This is a genomic window from Kitasatospora sp. NPDC086801 (assembly GCF_044745805.1).
GTDB lineage: Bacteria > Actinomycetota > Actinomycetes > Streptomycetales > Streptomycetaceae > Kitasatospora.
In genome coordinates, this window is record NZ_JBIVAX010000004.1 from 173,795 (window position 1) to 189,665 (window position 15,871).

Genomic DNA, 15,871 nt, shown 5'->3' on the forward strand with positions numbered 1-15,871 from the left:
AGTAGGAAGACCGAGAGCGGGGAACCGAAGTGACCGTGTCAGACGTGGCCGAGAACGCGCCGGAGCTGGTGATCATCTCCGGCATGTCCGGAGCCGGCCGCTCCACCGCCGCGAAGTGCCTGGAGGACCTGGGCTGGTTCGTGGTGGACAACCTGCCACCGGCCCTGATCCCGACCATGGTCGACCTGGGCGCCCGCTCCCAGGGCAACGTCGCCCGGATCGGCGTGGTCGTGGACGTCCGGGGCCGCCAGTTCTTCGACGACCTGCTCACCTCGCTCGACGAGTTGGAGAAGCGCGGCGTCCGGCTCAGCGTGGTCTTCCTGGACTCCTCCGACGATGCGCTGGTCCGCCGCTTCGAGAGCGTGCGCCGCCCGCACCCGTTGCAGGCCGACGGCCGGATCGTGGACGGCATCGCCCAGGAGCGCGACCTGCTGCGGGACCTGCGCGGCGAGGCCGACCTGGTGATCGACACCTCCAACCTCAACGTGCACCAGCTGCGCGCCAAGCTGGACGCCCAGTTCGCCGACCACGACGAGCCCGAGCTGCGCGCCACCGTGATGTCCTTCGGCTTCAAGTACGGCCTGCCGGTCGACGCCGACCTGGTGGTGGACTGCCGCTTCCTGCCCAACCCGCACTGGGTGCCCGAACTGCGAGCCCGCACCGGCACCGACGCGGACGTCGCCGACTACGTGTTCCAGCAGCCCGGCGCCAACGAGTTCCTGGACGGCTACGCCGAGCTCCTGCGCATCATCACCGAGGGGTACCGCCGCGAGGGGAAGCGCTACATGACGCTTGCCGTAGGCTGCACCGGTGGCAAGCACCGCAGCGTCGCGATGTCCGAGCGCCTGACCAAGCGTCTCATCGCCGACGGAGTGGAGACGGTGCTCGTCCACCGTGACATGGGACGGGAGTGACCGCCGCCTCCTAGCCGGGCCGCCGGCGGGGCCGGCGGCCGCGGCGAGGAACGCGAGGTGAGTGTGGCGGGATACGTGCCCGGGCGGCAGCCGCAGAACAGGAGTGCCGACCGGGCGGGTGGCCCGGCCCGGCCGTCGGCCCCGAGCCGGCCGCGCAGCAGCCCCGCCCGGGCCAACCCGGCCCCCCGGATCACCGCGCTCGGCGGCGGCCAGGGGCTGTCCGCCTCGCTCTCCGCGCTGCGCCGGCTCACCAGCGACCTGACCGCCGTGGTCACCGTCGCCGACGACGGCGGCTCCAGCGGCCGGCTCCGCACCGAGCTGGGCGTGCTGCCCCCCGGCGACCTGCGCAAGGCGCTGGCCGCGCTGTGCGGGGACGACGACTGGGGGCGCACCTGGTCCGAGGTGATCCAGCAGCGCTTCACCGGCACCGGCGAGCTGGGCGGCCACGCCGTCGGCAACCTGCTGATCGTCGCGCTCTGGGAGAAGCTCGGGGACCCGGTGGCCGCCCTGGACTGGGTCGGCCGGCTGCTGAACGTCCAGGGCCGGGTGCTGCCGATGTCGGCGGTGCCGCTGGACATCGAGGCGACGGTGCGCGGCCACGACCCGGAGCGCCCCGGCGAGCTGTCGGCCGTCCGCGGCCAGGCCAACGTCGCGGTCACGCCCGGCACCGTGCAGTCGATCCGGCTGCTGCCGGACGGGCCGCCGGCCGTCCCGGAGGCGGTCACCGCCGTCCGGGAGGCGGACTGGGTGGTGCTCGGGCCCGGCTCCTGGTTCACCAGCGTGCTGCCGCACCTGCTGGTGCCGGAGCTGGCCAAGGCGCTCACCGAGACCCGCGCCCGCCGCCTGCTCACCCTGAACCTGGCCCCCCAGCCCGGCGAGACCGAGGGCTTCACCCCGCAGCGCCACCTGGAGGTCATCGCCGACCACGCCCCGGGCCTCGCGGTGGATGCGATCCTGGTGGACGAGCGCGCCGTCACCGGCGGCGCCTTCGGCCAGGCGGACCTGGCCGGCCTGGAGAAGGCCGCCGAGCGGATGGGCGCCGCCCTGGTACTGGGCCGGGTGGCCCGCACCGACGGCACCCCGCGACACGACCCGGAGCTGTTGGCGGCCGCGTACGACCGGATTTTCCGGACACATGGAAGGATCGGGCCATGGCGATGACTCCAGCGGTGAAGGACGAGATCAGCCGGCTCCCGGTCACCCGGGCCTGCTGCCGCAAGGCGGAGGTGTCGGCGATCCTGCGGTTCGCGGGCGGACTGCACATCGTGAGCGGCCGCATCGTGATCGAGGCGGAGCTGGACACCGGCGCGGCGGCGCGACGGCTGCGCAAGGACCTGCTGGAGATCTTCGGACACTCCTCCGACCTCGTGGTGATGGCCCCCGGCGGGCTGCGGCGCGGCAGCCGCTTCGTCGTCCGGGTGGTCAAGGACGGCGAGCTGCTCGCGCGCCAGACCGGCCTCGTGGACGGCCGCGGTCGGCCGATCCGGGGCCTGCCCCCGGCGGTCGTCTCCGGGGCCACCTGCGACGCCGAGGCGGCCTGGCGGGGGGCCTTCCTGGCGCACGGCTCGCTCACCGAGCCGGGCCGCTCCTCCTCGCTGGAGATCACCTGCCCCGGCTCCGAGGCCGCCCTCGCCCTGGTCGGCGCGGCCCGCAGGCTCGGCATCCCGGCCAAGGCCCGCGAGGTGCGCGGCGTGGACCGGGTGGTGATCCGCGACGGCGACGCGATCGGCGCGCTGCTGACCCGGCTCGGCGCGCACGAGTCGGTGCTCGCCTGGGAGGAGCGCCGGATGCGGCGCGAGGTCCGGGCCACCGCCAACCGGCTGGCCAACTTCGACGACGCCAACCTGCGCCGTTCGGCCCGTGCCGCGGTGGCGGCCGGCGCCCGGGTGGCGCGGGCGCTGGAGATCCTCGGCGAGGAGGTGCCCGAGCACCTGGCCGCGGCCGGCCAGCTGCGGATGCAGCACAAGCAGGCCTCGCTGGAGGAACTGGGCGCGCTCGCCGACCCGCCGCTGACCAAGGACGCGGTGGCCGGCCGGATCCGCCGCCTGCTGGCGATGGCCGACAAGCGCGCCTCCGAACTCGGCCTGCCGAGCACCGAGGCCAACCTCACCGACGAGATGGCGATGAACTGACCGCCACGCTGCGTGACCGATTCGCGGCCGGTGTCCGGATTCCGGGCACCGGCCGCGGTCGTCTCCGGACGCGGTGCCCGGCGCGCCGGTTCGCGCAAATTGGTAGAGACCACTGGGTCGGGACCAACTGCCCTGACGGCCAAGGACGGTCGGCCTGATTTCGCGCCACGCCAGGTCGTCGCACGTGGCGCGATGTGCCGTCCCAGGCCTGGGAGGGGTAGGGTCATAGGCGGTCGGGGACTTCCCAAATCTCACCCCCGTCGGCTTAGCTCCGGCGTACCTAACGAGGAGATCGGTTCGTGACGATCCGGGTAGGCATCAACGGATTCGGCCGCATCGGCCGCAACTTCTTCCGCGCGGTCAAGGCGCAGGGCGCGGACATCGAGATCGTCGGTGTCAACGACCTGACTGACACGAAGACCCTGGCTCACCTGCTCAAGTACGACACCACCCTGGGCACCTTCCCGGGCGAGGTCTCGCACACCGAGGACAGCATCACCGTCGACGGCAAGACCTTCAAGGTCACCGCCGAGCGTGACCCCGCCAACCTGCCGTGGGCCGCCCTGGGCGCCGACATCGTCGTCGAGTCCACCGGCATCTTCACCAAGGCCGAGGCCGCGAAGAAGCACCTCGCCGCCGGCGCCAAGAAGGTCATCATCTCGGCGCCCGCGAGTGACGAGGACGTCACCATCGTCCTGGGCGTCAACGACGACAAGTACGACGCCGCCAACCACTCGATCATCTCCAACGCCTCGTGCACCACCAACTGCGTGGCGCCGATGGCCAAGGTGCTGCACGAGAACTTCGGCATCGTCAAGGGTCTGATGACGACCGTCCACGCGTTCACCAACGACCAGGTGACCCTGGACTTCCCGCACAAGGACCTGCGCCGCGCCCGTGCCGCGTCGCAGAACATCATCCCGACCTCGACCGGTGCCGCCAAGGCGACCGCCCTGGTCCTGCCGGAGCTGAAGGGCAAGCTGGACGGCACCTCGCTGCGCGTCCCGGTCCCGACCGGCTCCATCACCGACCTGGTCGTGACCCTGGAGCGCGAGGTCACCAAGGACGAGGTCAACGCGGCCTTCCAGAAGGCCTCGCAGGAGGGCCCGCTCAAGGGCATCCTGACCTACACCGAGGACCCGATCGTCTCCTCGGACATCGTCAACGACCCGGCCTCCTGCATCTTCGACTCCCAGCTCACCATGGTCCAGGGCAACCAGGTCAAGGTGCTCGGCTGGTACGACAACGAGTGGGGCTACTCGAACCGCCTCGTCAACCTGGCCTCCCTCGTCGGCGGCCAGCTCTGACGCAGCGGGAGCTGACGTGATGTAGGGGCGAGGGCCCGGCTGGCGCACTGTGCCGACCGGGCCCTCGCTCTGCGCACAAGGACTTCCCAGGCGGCCCCTGCGCCGTGCCGCCTCTGCGCATCAACCATCTCCCCAGGAGAGCCAATCCCCGTGAAGACCATCGAAGAGCTCCTCGAAGCCGGAGTCGAAGGCAAGCGCGTGTTCGTCCGCGCGGACCTGAACGTCCCGCTGGACGGCAGCACGATCACCGACGACGGCCGGATCCGCGCCGTCGCCCCGACCATCGCCAAGCTCGCCGCGGCCGGCGCGAAGGTCGTCGTCGCCTCGCACCTGGGCCGCCCCAAGGGTGCGCCGGAGCCGCAGTTCTCGCTCGCCCCGGCGGCCGAGCGCCTCGGCGAGATCCTCGGCAAGGACGTCGCCTTCGCCACCGACACCGTGGGCGAGAGCGCCCGGGCCACCGTGGCCGCGCTGGGCGACGGCGAGGTCGCGCTGCTGGAGAATCTGCGCTTCAACGCCGGCGAGACCAGCAAGGACGACGCCGAGCGCAAGGCCTTCGCCGAGCGGCTGGCCGCCCTCGCGGACCTGTACGTCGGCGACGGCTTCGGCGCCGTGCACCGCAAGCACGCCTCGGTCTACGACCTGCCCGGCCTGCTGCCGCACGCGGCTGGCGACCTGATCGCCACCGAGGTCGGTGTGCTCAAGAAGCTCACCGAGGAGGTCACGCGCCCGTACGTGGTCGTCCTCGGCGGTGCCAAGGTCTCCGACAAGCTCGGCGTGATCGACAACCTGCTGAAGAAGGCCGACCGGATCCTGATCGGCGGCGGCATGGCGTACACCTTCCTCAAGGCCAAGGGCCACGAGGTCGGCATCTCGCTGCTGCAGGAGGACCAGATCCCGGTCGTCCTGGACTACCTGAAGCGCGCCGAGGAGACGGGCGTCGAGTTCGTCCTGCCGGTGGACGTCCTGGTCTCGGCGGACTTCCCCGACCTCAAGACCAAGGCCCCGGCGAGCTTCGAGGTCGTCGCCGCGGACGAGATCCCGGCCGACCAGGAGGGCCTGGACATCGGCCCGAAGACCCGCGAGCTCTTCGCGGCGAAGCTGGCCGACGCCGGGACGGTGTTCTGGAACGGCCCGATGGGCGTCTTCGAGCACCCGGACTACGCGAACGGCACCAAGGCCGTCGCGCAGGGCCTGCTGGACAGCGACGCGTTCACCGTGGTCGGCGGCGGCGACTCCGCCGCGGCCGTCCGCATCCTGGGCTTCGACGAGAACGCATTCGGACACATCTCGACCGGCGGTGGCGCCAGCCTCGAGTACCTGGAGGGCAAGACCCTCCCCGGTCTCGCCGCCCTGGAAGGCTGAAAGCAATGACTGAGCGTCTCCCGCTGATGGCGGGCAACTGGAAGATGAACCTCAACCACCTTGAGGCCATCCAGCACACCCAGAAGCTGGCCTTCGCGCTGGCCGACAAGGACTACGAGGCCGTCGAGGTCGCCGTCCTGGTGCCGTTCACCGATCTGCGCTCGGTGCAGACCCTGGTCGACGGCGACAAGCTGAAGATCAAGTACGGCTCGCAGGACATCTCGCAGCACGACTCCGGTGCCTACACCGGTGAGGTCTCCGGCCCGATGCTGGCCAAGCTGAAGTGCACCTTCGCGGTGATCGGCCACTCGGAGCGCCGCCAGTACCACGGCGAGGACGAGGAGATCGTCAACGCCAAGGTCAAGGCCGCCTACCGGGCCGGGATCACCCCGATCCTGTGCATCGGCGAGCCGCTGGACGTCCGCAAGGCGGGCACCCACGTCGAGCACACCCTCGCCCAGCTGGACGGCGCCCTGGCGGACATCCCGGCCCACCAGGCCGAGTCCATCGTGGTCGCCTACGAGCCGGTCTGGGCGATCGGCACCGGCGAGGTGGCCACCCCGGAGGACGCGCAGGAGGTCTGCGCCGCCATCCGCAAGCGGATCGCCGAGCTGTACGACGCCGAGCTGGCCGAGAAGGTCCGCGTGCTGTACGGCGGTTCGGTCAAGTCGTCGAGCGCGGCCGGCCTGATGGCCAAGCCCGACATCGACGGCGGCCTGATCGGTGGTGCCTCGCTGGACGCCGACGAGTTCGTCAAGATCGTGCGCTACCGTGAGCAGGCAGTAGGCTAACGCCGCCGCAGCAACGTAGGCTTTGGGGCCGGACCGCCGTCAGCGGCCCGGCCCCGTCGCCGAAGATACGAGAGAGTTGGTCCCGTCGTGGTTCTCGGGTTCTCGATTGCCCTGATCATCTTCAGTCTGCTGATGATCCTTCTGGTGCTGCTGCACAAGGGGAAGGGCGGCGGCCTGTCGGACATGTTCGGTGGCGGCGCGATGTCCACCGGCGGCGGCTCGGCGGTGGCCGAGCGCAACCTGGACCGCATCACGATCGTGGTCGGTCTCGCCTGGTTCGCCTGCATCATCGTGCTGGGCCTGGTGCTGAAGTACAAGAGCTGACGTAACCCTGACGCCCCGTCGCCCGAGCGCCTATCCTGGGACGGTCGGGGGCGGAGGCGATGGCGGCGGACGCTTAACTCCTGCTTACACTAGGACGACTTTCGCCACCGACGCGCACCGCGGCGGGTCGGCGCACCAGCACGCAGGGAGTCAGACCGTGGCAAGTGGCAACGCCATCCGTGGCAGCAGGGTCGGAGCGGGCCCGATGGGTGAGGCGGAGCGCGGTGAGTCCGCCCCGCGCAACCGGATCTCCTTCTGGTGTGCCAACAAGCACGAGACCAAGCCGAGCTTCGCCGCCGAGGCCGTCATTCCGGACACCTGGGACTGCCCGCGGTGCGGTTTCCCGGCCGGGCAGGACGAGCACAACCCGCCGGCGCCCTCGCGCAACGAGCCGTACAAGACCCACCTCGCCTACGTCCGCGAGCGGCGCACCGACGCCGACGGCGAGGCGATCCTCGCCGAGGCACTGGCCAAGCTGCGCGGCGAGATCTGACCCGGACGACAGAAGGGCGGCCCCCGCCCCCCCCGGGGGGCCCCCCCCCCCCGGGCCGGGGCCCGGGCGCCCCCGCCGGCGGGGGCACGGGGGGGGGGGTGAGGGACCCCCCGGGCCCCGCGCGCAGCCCCACGGGGCGGGGGCGGCCCCCGCCGGCCGCGGGGGGGGCTACCCCCGCGGCGCCCCGGCCCTCGGGGGGGGGCGCGGCCGCCCCCCCCCCCCGGCGGGCCCCCCGGCGCCGGGGGGGGCCCCCCCTTCCGCGTTGCCGGGCCCGTTACGCCGAGGCCGGCGGGTACAGCTGGGGCGGGATCTGCTCCGCCGCGGCCCGGTCGAGCAGCCACAGGGTGCGGCTGCGGCCGTACGCGCCGGAGGCGGGCGCCTGCAGCTCGCCGGGGCCGGTCAGGGCCATCGCGACCGCGCCCGCCTTGTCCGCGCCGGCCGCCAGCAGCCAGACCTCGCGGGCCGCCCGGATCGCCGGGAGGGTGAGCGAGATCCGGGTCGGCGGGGGCTTGGGGGCCCCGCGCACGCCGATCACGGTCAGCTCGGTCTCCCGCACGCCCGGGTGCTCGGGGAAGAGCGAGGCGACGTGGGTGTCCGGGCCGACGCCGAGCAGCAGCACGTCGAAGGCCGGGACGCCGAGCCGGTCGCCCGGGCCGGCCGCCTTCGCCAGCTCCTCCGCGTAGCGGGCGGCGGCGGCTTCCACGTTCGAGCCGTCCGCACCGTCCGAGGCGGGCATCTCGTGCACCCGTGCCGGGTCGAGCGGGACGGCGTCCAGCAGTTCGGCGCGGGCCTGGACGGCATTGCGCTCCGGGTCCCCGGCGGGGACGAAGCGCTCGTCGCCCCACCAGAGGTCCAGCCGCGCCCAGTCGACCGCGTCGCGCGCCGGGGAGGCGGCGATCGCGGCCAGCAGGGCGTTGCCGTTGCGCCCGCCGGTGAGCACCACCGAGGCGGTGCCGCGGGCGGCCTGGGCGTCCACGATCCGGGTGATCAGCCGGGCCGCGGCCGCCTGGGCCATCAGCTCCTTGTCCCGGTGGACGACCAGCTGCGGGGTCGCGTTGGTCATGCGCTCCCCTTGGCGGCGCGCTTGGCGGGCTTCTTGGCGGGAGCCTTCTCGGCGTCCTCGGGCGTGGCCTCGGTCGCGTCCTTGGCGGTCACCCGGGCGGGGTTGGCCACCGCGGCCTCGGCGACCGCCGCGCGGGCGACCCGCTCGGCCGCCGCCGTCTCGGCGGTGTCCGGCTCGCGCAGCTGGTCGACGGGCGTGCGCACGGCCGTCGCGTAGATGTCGTCCGGGTCGAGCCGGCGCAGTTCCTCGGCGATCAGCTCCGAGGTCTCGCGCCGCTTGAGCGCCACCTGGCGGTCCGGGGAGCCGACCATGGAGAGCGTCCCCATCAGGCCGTCCGGGCGGTCCAGGGTGATGTCGCCGTCCTTGGTGCGCAGGTGCACCGCGGTGATGCCGGGACCGCCGGTGACGACCCGCTCGACCGGCACGCTCAGCCGGTTGTGCAGCCAGAGGCCGAGCAGTTCGACGCTGGGGTTGTAGGACTCGCCCTCGACCACCGCGGAGGTGATCGCGGCCGGTCGCTGGTCCAGCGCGGCGGCCAGCATCGAGCGCCAGCCGGTGATCCGGGTCCAGGCCAGGTCGGTGTCGCCCGGGGTGTAGCTCTGGGCCCGCTGGGCGAGCTGGCCGACCGGGGACTCGGCGGTGACGGCGTCGGTGATCCGGCGCTGGGCGAGCGCGCCCAGCGGGTCCTGCGCCGGGTGCAGCGGCGCGTTGTCGGGCCACCAGACGACGACCGGGGCGTCCGGCAGCAGCAGCGGCAGGACCACCGACTGGGCGTGCGCGGCGAGTTCGCCGTGCATGCGCAGGATGACCGTTTCTCCTGAACCGGCGTCGGTGCCGACCAGGATCTCGGCGTCCAGGCGGGTCTCGGCGCGGGCCCGGGGCGAGCGCCCGGCGCGCTTGATCACTGCGAGGGTGCGCGAGGGGTGCTCGCGGGAGGCGTCGTTGGCGGCCTTGAGGGCGTCGTACGCGCTGCCCTCGTCGGTCACGATCACCAGGGTGAGCACCATGCCGGCCGCGGTGGAGCCGCTGGCCCGACGCGCCTCCATCAGCGAGGCGTTGATCTTGCTGGACGTCGTGTTGGTGAGGTCGATCTTCATGGCCGGCGCCAGCTCCTGCCGTCTCGTGCGAGCATCTCGTCCGCCTCGGCCGGGCCCCAGGTCCCCGCGGAGTACTGGGCGGGCTTGCCGTGGGTGTCCCAGTACTTCTCGATCGGGTCGAGGATCTGCCAGGAGAGCTCGACCTCCTGGTGGCGCGGGAACAGGTTGGCGTCGCCGAGCAGCACATCGAGGATGAGCCGCTCGTACGCCTCCGGGCTGGACTCGGTGAAGGACTCGCCGTAGGCGAAGTCCATCGTGACGTCCCGGACCTCGAAGGAGGTGCCCGGCACCTTGGAGCCGAACCGCACCGTCACGCCCTCGTCCGGCTGGACCCGGATGACCAGGGCGTTCTGCCCCAGCTCCTCGGTCGCGTAGGAGTCGAACGGCAGGTACGGGGCGCGCTGGAAGACCACCGCGATCTCGGTGACCCGGCGGCCCAGCCGCTTGCCGGTGCGCAGGTAGAACGGGACGCCCGCCCAGCGGCGGTTGTTGATCTCCAGCTTGATGGCCGCGTAGGTGTCGGTCTTGGAGTCAGGGTCGATGCCGTCCTCGTCCAGGTAGCCGACCACCTCCTCGCCGCCCTGCCAGCCGGCCGCGTACTGGCCGCGCACGGTGTGCCGGCCGAGGTCGGCCGGGAGCTTGACGGCGCTGAGCACCTTGAGCTTCTCGGCCACCAGAGCCTTCGGGTGGAAGGACGCCGGCTCCTCGATGGCGGTGAGCGCCATCAGCTGGAGCAGGTGGTTCTGGATGACGTCGCGGGCGGAGCCGATGCCGTCGTAGTAGCCGGCCCGGCCGCCGATGCCGATGTCCTCGGCCATGGTGATCTGCACGTGGTCGACGTACGACCGGTTCCAGATCGGCTCGAACATCTGGTTGGCGAAGCGCAGCGCCAGGATGTTCTGGACCGTCTCCTTGCCCAGGTAGTGGTCGATCCGGAAGACCTCGTCCCGGGGGAAGACCTCGTGGACGATCCGGTTCAGCTCCTGGGCGCTCTCCAGGTCGTGGCCGAAGGGCTTCTCGATGACCGCGCGGCGCCACGAGCCCTGCGGGGGGTCGGCCAGGCCGTGCTTCTTCAGCTGCTGGACGACGGTCGGGAAGAACTTCGGCGGGACGGACAGGTAGAAGGCGAAGTTGCCGCCGGTGCCCTGCGCCTTGTCCAGTTCCTCGATGGTCTCGCGGAGCTTGTCGAAGGCGTCGTCGTCGTCGAAGGTGCCGTGCACGAAGCGCATGCCCTTGGCGAGCTGCTGCCAGACCTCCTCCCGGAACGGGGTGCGGGCGTGGTCCTTGACCGCGTCGTGGACCTCCTTGGCGAAGTCCTCGTCGTCCCACTCGCGCCGGGCGAAGCCGACGAGAGAGAAGCCCGGCGGCAGCAGACCGCGGTTGGCCAGGTCGTAGATGGCCGGCATGAGCTTCTTGCGGGACAGGTCGCCGGTGACTCCGAAGATGACCAGACCGGACGGCCCCGCGATGCGCGGGAGCCGTCGGTCGGCCGGGTCACGAAGCGGGTTGACGGGGGCCGGCGGGAGATCGTCCGCGTCCGACTCCGAGGTCAACTCGGGGAAATCAGTGCTCACTTGATGGGCTCCGCTTTCGTGCGCTGGCTGTGTGAGCGAACGGTCACTTCTCGCCGGCGAAGGAGGCGAGCGAGGCGGTGACGGTGTCGAGCAGTTCGTTCCAGGACTGCTCGAACTTCTCGACGCCCTCGTCCTCCAGCACCTGGACCACGTCGTCGTAGTCCACGCCGGCGGCGGCGATGGCGTCCATCACGGCCTTGGCGTCGGCGTAGTTGGGGACGATGGTGCCGCCGGTGACCACACCGTGGTCGGCGGTGGCGTCCAGGGTGGCCTCGGGCATGGTGTTGACCGTGCCGGGGGCGACCAGCTCGGTGACGTACAGGGTGTCCGGCAGGGCCGGGTCCTTGACGCCGGTGGAGGCCCACAGCGGGCGCTGCGGCTTGGCGCCGGCGGCCTCCAGGGAGCGCCAGCGGGCGCTGCCGGCGGACTTGCCGTCGACCGAGCCGAAGACCTCCTCGTACGCCTGGTAGGCGAGGCGGGCGTTGGCCAGGGCGGCCTTGGAGCGCAGGTTCCGGGCGTCGCCGCCGACCTTGTCCAGGCGCTTGTCGATCTCGGTGTCCACGCGGGAGACGAAGAAGGAGGCGACCGACTCGATCTGGGAGAGGTCCAGGCCCTTGGCCTTGGCGGCCTCCAGACCGGTCAGGTAGGCGTCGATGACGGCCTTGTAGCGCTCCAGCGAGAAGATCAGCGTGACGTTGACGCTGATGCCCCGGCCGATCACCTCGCCGATCGCGGGCAGGCCGGCCTTGGTGGCGGGGATCTTGATGAAGACGTTCGGGCGGTCGACCAGCCACCACAGCTGCTTGGCCTCGGCCACGGTGGCCGCGGTCTCGTGCGCCAGGCGCGGGTCGACCTCGATGGAGACCCGGCCGTCGCGGCCGTTGGAGGCGTCGTAGACCGGGCGCAGCACGTCGGCCGCGTCGCGCACGTCCGAGGTGGTGATCATGCGGACGGCCTCGTCGGTGGTGACCTTGCGGACGGCGAGGTCACGCAGCTGGCCGTCGTAGGAGTCGTCGCCGCCGCCGATGGCCTTCTGGAAGATGGTCGGGTTGGTGGTCACACCCACCACGTGCTTGTTCTGCACCAGCTCGGCGAGGTTGCCGGTGTTCAGCCGCTTGCGGCTGAGGTCGTCCAGCCAGATCGCCACGCCTTCGTCGCTGAGGCGCTTCAGTGCGTCAGTCATGGTGCTTCAGTCCTTTTTTCTGCTGCTTCGTGGGGTAGTCAGGGGGGGCCGTGCGCCCGCGTGCGGGCGGGCGCACGGCCCAAGGGGGCGTCAGCGGTTGACGGCCTCAAGGGAACGGAGGGCGTTGTGGGCCTCGGCCACCACGCGCTCGGCGGTCAGGCCGAACTCCTCGAAGAGGACCTTGTAGTCGGCGGAGGCGCCGAAGTGCTCCAGCGAGACGATCCGGCCGTGGTCGCCGACCAGCTCGCGCCAGCCCTGGCCGATGCCGGCCTCGACCGACACCCGGGCCTTGACCGACGGCGGCAGCACGCTGTCGCGGTAGGCCTGGTCCTGCTCCTGGAACCACTCGAAGGACGGCACCGAGACCACCCGGGTGGCGATGCCCTCGGCCTCCAGCACCTCGCGGGCCTTGACGGCCAGCTGGACCTCGGAACCGGTGCCCAGCAGGATCGCCTGCGGGTCGCCGGTGGAGGCCTCGGCCAGGATGTAGCCGCCCTTCGCGGTGCCCTCGGCGGAGCCGAAGACCTCGCGGTCGAAGGTCGGCACGTTCTGGCGGGTGAGCGCCAGGCCGACCGGGCCGGGGTTGGTGGTCTGGCGCTCGATGACGGTGCGCCAGGCGACGGCGGTCTCGTTGGCGTCGGCCGGGCGGACCATGGACAGGCCCGGGATGGCGCGCAGCGAGGCCATGTGCTCGACCGGCTGGTGGGTCGGGCCGTCCTCGCCGAGGCCGATCGAGTCGTGCGTCCAGACGTAGGTGACCGGCAGCTTCATCAGCGCGGCCAGGCGGACGGCCGGGCGCATGTAGTCGGCGAAGACCAGGAAGGTGCCGCCGTACACGCGGGTCTTCCCGTGCAGCGCGATGCCGTTCATGGCCGAGCCCATGGCGTGCTCGCGGATGCCGAAGTGGATCGTCCGGCCGTACGGGCTGGCGCTCTTCAGCGGGTTGCCCTCGGGGAGGAACGAGCTGTCCTCGTCGATGGTGGTGAGGTTGGACTCGGCGAGGTCGGCCGAGCCGCCCCACAGCTCCGGGATGACCGCGCCGAGCGCCTTGAGCGTCTCGCCGGAGGCCTTGCGGGTGGCGACGTCCTTGCCGGCCGGGAAGACCGGGACGGACTTCTTCCAGCCCTCGGGCAGCTCGCCGGCCTGGATGCGGTCGAACTCGGCGGCGCGGTGCGGGTTGGCGGCGCGCCAGGCCTCCAGGGACTGCTCCCACTCGGCGTGGGCGGCCTTGCCGCGCTTGATCACCTCGCGGGCGTGCTCGATCACCTTGTCGGAGACCTCGAAGGTCTTCTCCGGGTCGAAGCCCAGGACCTTCTTGGTGGCGGCGATCTCGGCGGCGCCGAGCGCGGAGCCGTGCGCCTTGGCGGTGTTCTGGGCGTCCGGGGCCGGCCAGGCGATGATCGTGCGCATCGCGATGATCGACGGACGGGCGGTCTCGGCCTTGGCCGCGGCCAGCGCGTCGGCCAGGGCGGCCACGTCGATGTCGCCGTTGGCCTTCGGGGTGACCCGCTGGACGTGCCAGCCGTACGCCTCGTAGCGCTTGAGGACGTCCTCGGAGAAGGCGGTCTCGGTGTCGCCCTCGATCGAGATGTGGTTGTCGTCGTACAGGGCGACCAGGTTGCCCAGCTTCTGGTGGCCGGCCAGCGAGGAGGCCTCGGCGGAGATGCCCTCCTCCAGGTCGCCGTCGGAGACGATGGCCCAGATGGTGTGGTCGAAGGGGGACTCGCCGGCGGGCGCGTCCGGGTCGAACAGGCCGCGCTCGTAACGGGCGGCCATCGCCATGCCCACCGCGTTGGCGATGCCCTGGCCGAGCGGGCCGGTGGTGGTCTCCACGCCTGCGGTGTGGCCGTGCTCCGGGTGGCCCGGGGTGCGGCTGCCCGCGACGCGGAAGGCCTTGAGGTCGTCCAGCTCCAGGCCGTAGCCCGACAGGTACAGCTGGGTGTAGAGGGTCAGGCTGGTGTGCCCGGGGGACAGGACGAACCGGTCGCGGCCGACCCAGGAGGGGTCGGTCGGGTCGTGGCGCAGGAACCGCTGGAAGATCAGGTACGCCGCCGGGGCCAGCGTCATGGCCGTCCCGGGGTGTCCGTTGCCGACCTTCTGGACGGCGTCCATGGCCAGGACCCGCGCTGTGTCAACCGTGCGCTCATCCAGTTCGGACCACTCGAATGCGTTCGTCGGCGTCGTGCTCACCCTGTCTCAGGGCTCCTTCCGTTGTGAAGAGTGACCCCGTGAATGGGGACCGGGTCGGCCACGGCGCTGTGGTCTCGACGCTGGGTGGTGCCGGTCACGGAGGGTAGATCCCGCTTCTCCGGGCGAGCCTACCGTCCGGGCCGGGGCTCACCCTCCGTGCTGGGACAACCAGGAATTCCGTAGGGTGATTCCCACTAGGGCGGTCTGCCTGGTTTTGTCCCAGGCTCTCCTGTTTTACGGCACCCTGCCGCTCCAGTGGTCAGGACGGGGGAGCGCGGCGCGTCGGAGCGGTTTCGCCGCTTCACCCGGTCGGTTCACCCGGGGGTGTGCCATCGGCCTCGCCGGGGGACCCCGGAGCCGGATGGGATATATGGAGCGTCTAAGGTGGCGTGGTACGCGCAGAGCGGACGATTTGGGACCCTTCGTTCCTGTGGACGCCTGCGAGGATTCATCTTCAGTTGGGGTGTTAGTGACCGCCGTCGAAACCCGTCCCGCCGGGGTCACCGGGGCGACTCCTGCGCACCGGCCCATCGGGGCCCGTGTCGGCGCCTTCGTCGCACTGACCAAGCCACGGATCATCGAACTGCTGCTGATGAGCACGGTGCCGGTGATGTTCCTGGCCCAGCAGGGCGTCCCGAACATGCTGCTGGTGCTGAAGGTCGTGGTCGGCGGCTACCTCTCGGCGGGCGGCGCCAACGCCCTCAACATGTACATCGACCGCGACATCGACGCGGTGATGTCCCGCACCGAGCGGCGGCCGATCGTCACCGGGATGGTGTCGCCGCGCGAGGCGCTGGTGTTCGGCATCGTCCTCGCGGTCGTCTCGACCCTGCTGCTGGGCTTCGGCGTCAACTGGCTCTCCTCCGGACTGGCGCTCGGCGCGCTGCTGTTCTACGTGTTCGTCTACACGCTGGGGCTCAAGCGGCGCACCTCGCAGAACATCGTCTGGGGCGGCATCGCCGGCTGCATGCCGGTGCTGATCGGCTGGTCCTCCGTCACCAACTCGGTGTCCTGGGCGGCGGTGGCGCTGTTCCTGGTGGTGTTCTTCTGGACGCCGCCGCACACCTGGGTGCTCTCGATGAAGGTGCGCGAGGACTACCAGCGGGCCGGTGTGCCGATGCTGCCGGTGGTCAAGGGCAACGTCGCGGTCGGCAAGCAGGTCGTCGCCTACTCCTGGGTGATGGTGGCGACCTCGCTGGCGGTGTGGCCGCTGGGGCACATGAGCTGGCTGTACCCCGTCGCCGCGGTGCTGCTCGGCGCGTTCTGGCTGCGCGAGGCGCACGCGCTGTACGGCCGGGCCAAGGCCGGGGTGGTGGGCGCGAAGCTGAAGGAGATGCGGCTGTTCCACTGGTCGATCACCTACCTGTCGCTGCTGTTCGTGGTGTGCGCGATCGACCCGTTCGTGAAGTAGGGCCCGTCCGACGTCGAAGAGCCCCGGTCC

14 protein-coding genes are annotated in these 15,871 nt (G+C 71.6%); 9 read left to right on the forward strand and 5 right to left on the reverse strand.

Translation table 11 applies throughout. The features are described from left to right. The first annotated feature begins 29 nt into the window (after nucleotides 1–29). The 8 genes from rapZ to ACIPLC_RS07675 all read left to right on the forward strand — a co-directional run bounded on the left by rapZ (nucleotide 30) and on the right by ACIPLC_RS07675 (nucleotide 7,323). Entirely contained in the window at nucleotides 30–914 is an 885-nt protein-coding gene (rapZ, locus tag ACIPLC_RS07640; RefSeq protein WP_350885802.1) for an RNase adapter RapZ, read from the forward strand. Between the two features lie 63 nt (nucleotides 915–977). After that, nucleotides 978–2,075 (forward strand): uridine diphosphate-N-acetylglucosamine-binding protein YvcK, encoded by a 1,098-nt coding sequence (yvcK, locus tag ACIPLC_RS07645; protein WP_400472177.1) that lies wholly within the window; start codon nucleotides 978–980, stop codon nucleotides 2,073–2,075. Then, complete coding sequence (whiA, locus tag ACIPLC_RS07650; protein WP_063349505.1) at nucleotides 2,066–3,046, forward strand: DNA-binding protein WhiA; 981 nt, start codon at nucleotides 2,066–2,068, stop codon at nucleotides 3,044–3,046. The genes yvcK and whiA overlap by 10 nt, the downstream gene beginning before the upstream one ends. Nucleotides 3,047–3,345: 299 nt before the next feature. Next, nucleotides 3,346–4,353: a type I glyceraldehyde-3-phosphate dehydrogenase gene (gap, locus tag ACIPLC_RS07655; RefSeq protein WP_400472036.1), complete on the forward strand. Its 1,008-nt coding sequence runs from the start codon at nucleotides 3,346–3,348 to the stop codon at nucleotides 4,351–4,353. A gap of 150 nt (nucleotides 4,354–4,503) precedes the next feature. Further along, a complete protein-coding gene (locus ACIPLC_RS07660; RefSeq protein WP_400472037.1) occupies nucleotides 4,504–5,715 on the forward strand; it encodes a phosphoglycerate kinase in 1,212 nt (403 codons plus the stop codon). 5 nt (nucleotides 5,716–5,720) lie between these two features. After that, entirely contained in the window at nucleotides 5,721–6,506 is a 786-nt protein-coding gene (gene tpiA, locus ACIPLC_RS07665) for a triose-phosphate isomerase (protein ID WP_400472038.1), read from the forward strand. 87 nt (nucleotides 6,507–6,593) lie between these two features. Then, entirely contained in the window at nucleotides 6,594–6,830 is a 237-nt protein-coding gene (gene secG, locus ACIPLC_RS07670) for a preprotein translocase subunit SecG (protein ID WP_063349509.1), read from the forward strand. A 205-nt stretch (nucleotides 6,831–7,035) separates the two neighbouring features. Further along, nucleotides 7,036–7,323, forward strand: a complete 288-nt coding sequence (locus tag ACIPLC_RS07675; RefSeq protein WP_057240347.1) for an RNA polymerase-binding protein RbpA — start codon at nucleotides 7,036–7,038, stop codon at nucleotides 7,321–7,323. A 274-nt stretch (nucleotides 7,324–7,597) separates the two neighbouring features. On the opposite strand, the gene pgl is transcribed toward ACIPLC_RS07675, so the two are convergent. From pgl to tkt, 5 genes are all read right to left on the reverse strand, one after another. Further along, entirely contained in the window at nucleotides 7,598–8,386 is a 789-nt protein-coding gene (pgl, locus tag ACIPLC_RS07680; protein WP_400472039.1) for a 6-phosphogluconolactonase, read from the reverse strand. After that, nucleotides 8,383–9,483 carry a glucose-6-phosphate dehydrogenase assembly protein OpcA gene (gene opcA / locus ACIPLC_RS07685; RefSeq protein ID WP_400472040.1) on the reverse strand — a complete coding sequence of 367 codons (1,101 nt, stop codon included), beginning with the start codon at nucleotides 9,481–9,483 and terminating at the stop codon, nucleotides 8,383–8,385. The genes pgl and opcA overlap by 4 nt, the downstream gene beginning before the upstream one ends. Then, nucleotides 9,480–11,036, reverse strand: a complete 1,557-nt coding sequence (gene zwf, locus ACIPLC_RS07690; protein WP_400472178.1) for a glucose-6-phosphate dehydrogenase — start codon at nucleotides 11,034–11,036, stop codon at nucleotides 9,480–9,482. The genes opcA and zwf overlap by 4 nt, the downstream gene beginning before the upstream one ends. A 64-nt stretch (nucleotides 11,037–11,100) precedes the next feature. Continuing rightward, entirely contained in the window at nucleotides 11,101–12,240 is a 1,140-nt protein-coding gene (tal, locus tag ACIPLC_RS07695; protein WP_400472041.1) for a transaldolase, read from the reverse strand. 90 nt (nucleotides 12,241–12,330) lie between these two features. Beyond that, the gene (gene tkt / locus ACIPLC_RS07700) at nucleotides 12,331–14,430 is read right to left on the reverse strand and encodes a transketolase (RefSeq protein WP_400472042.1); all 2,100 of its coding nucleotides are present in this window, start codon (nucleotides 14,428–14,430) and stop codon (nucleotides 12,331–12,333) included. A 463-nt stretch (nucleotides 14,431–14,893) separates the two neighbouring features. Between tkt and ACIPLC_RS07705 the strand changes: the two genes are divergently transcribed. Next, nucleotides 14,894–15,841, forward strand: coding sequence for a heme o synthase (locus tag ACIPLC_RS07705; RefSeq protein WP_400472043.1), 948 nt, complete (start codon nucleotides 14,894–14,896; stop codon nucleotides 15,839–15,841). Nucleotides 15,842–15,871: the final 30 nt, after the last annotated feature.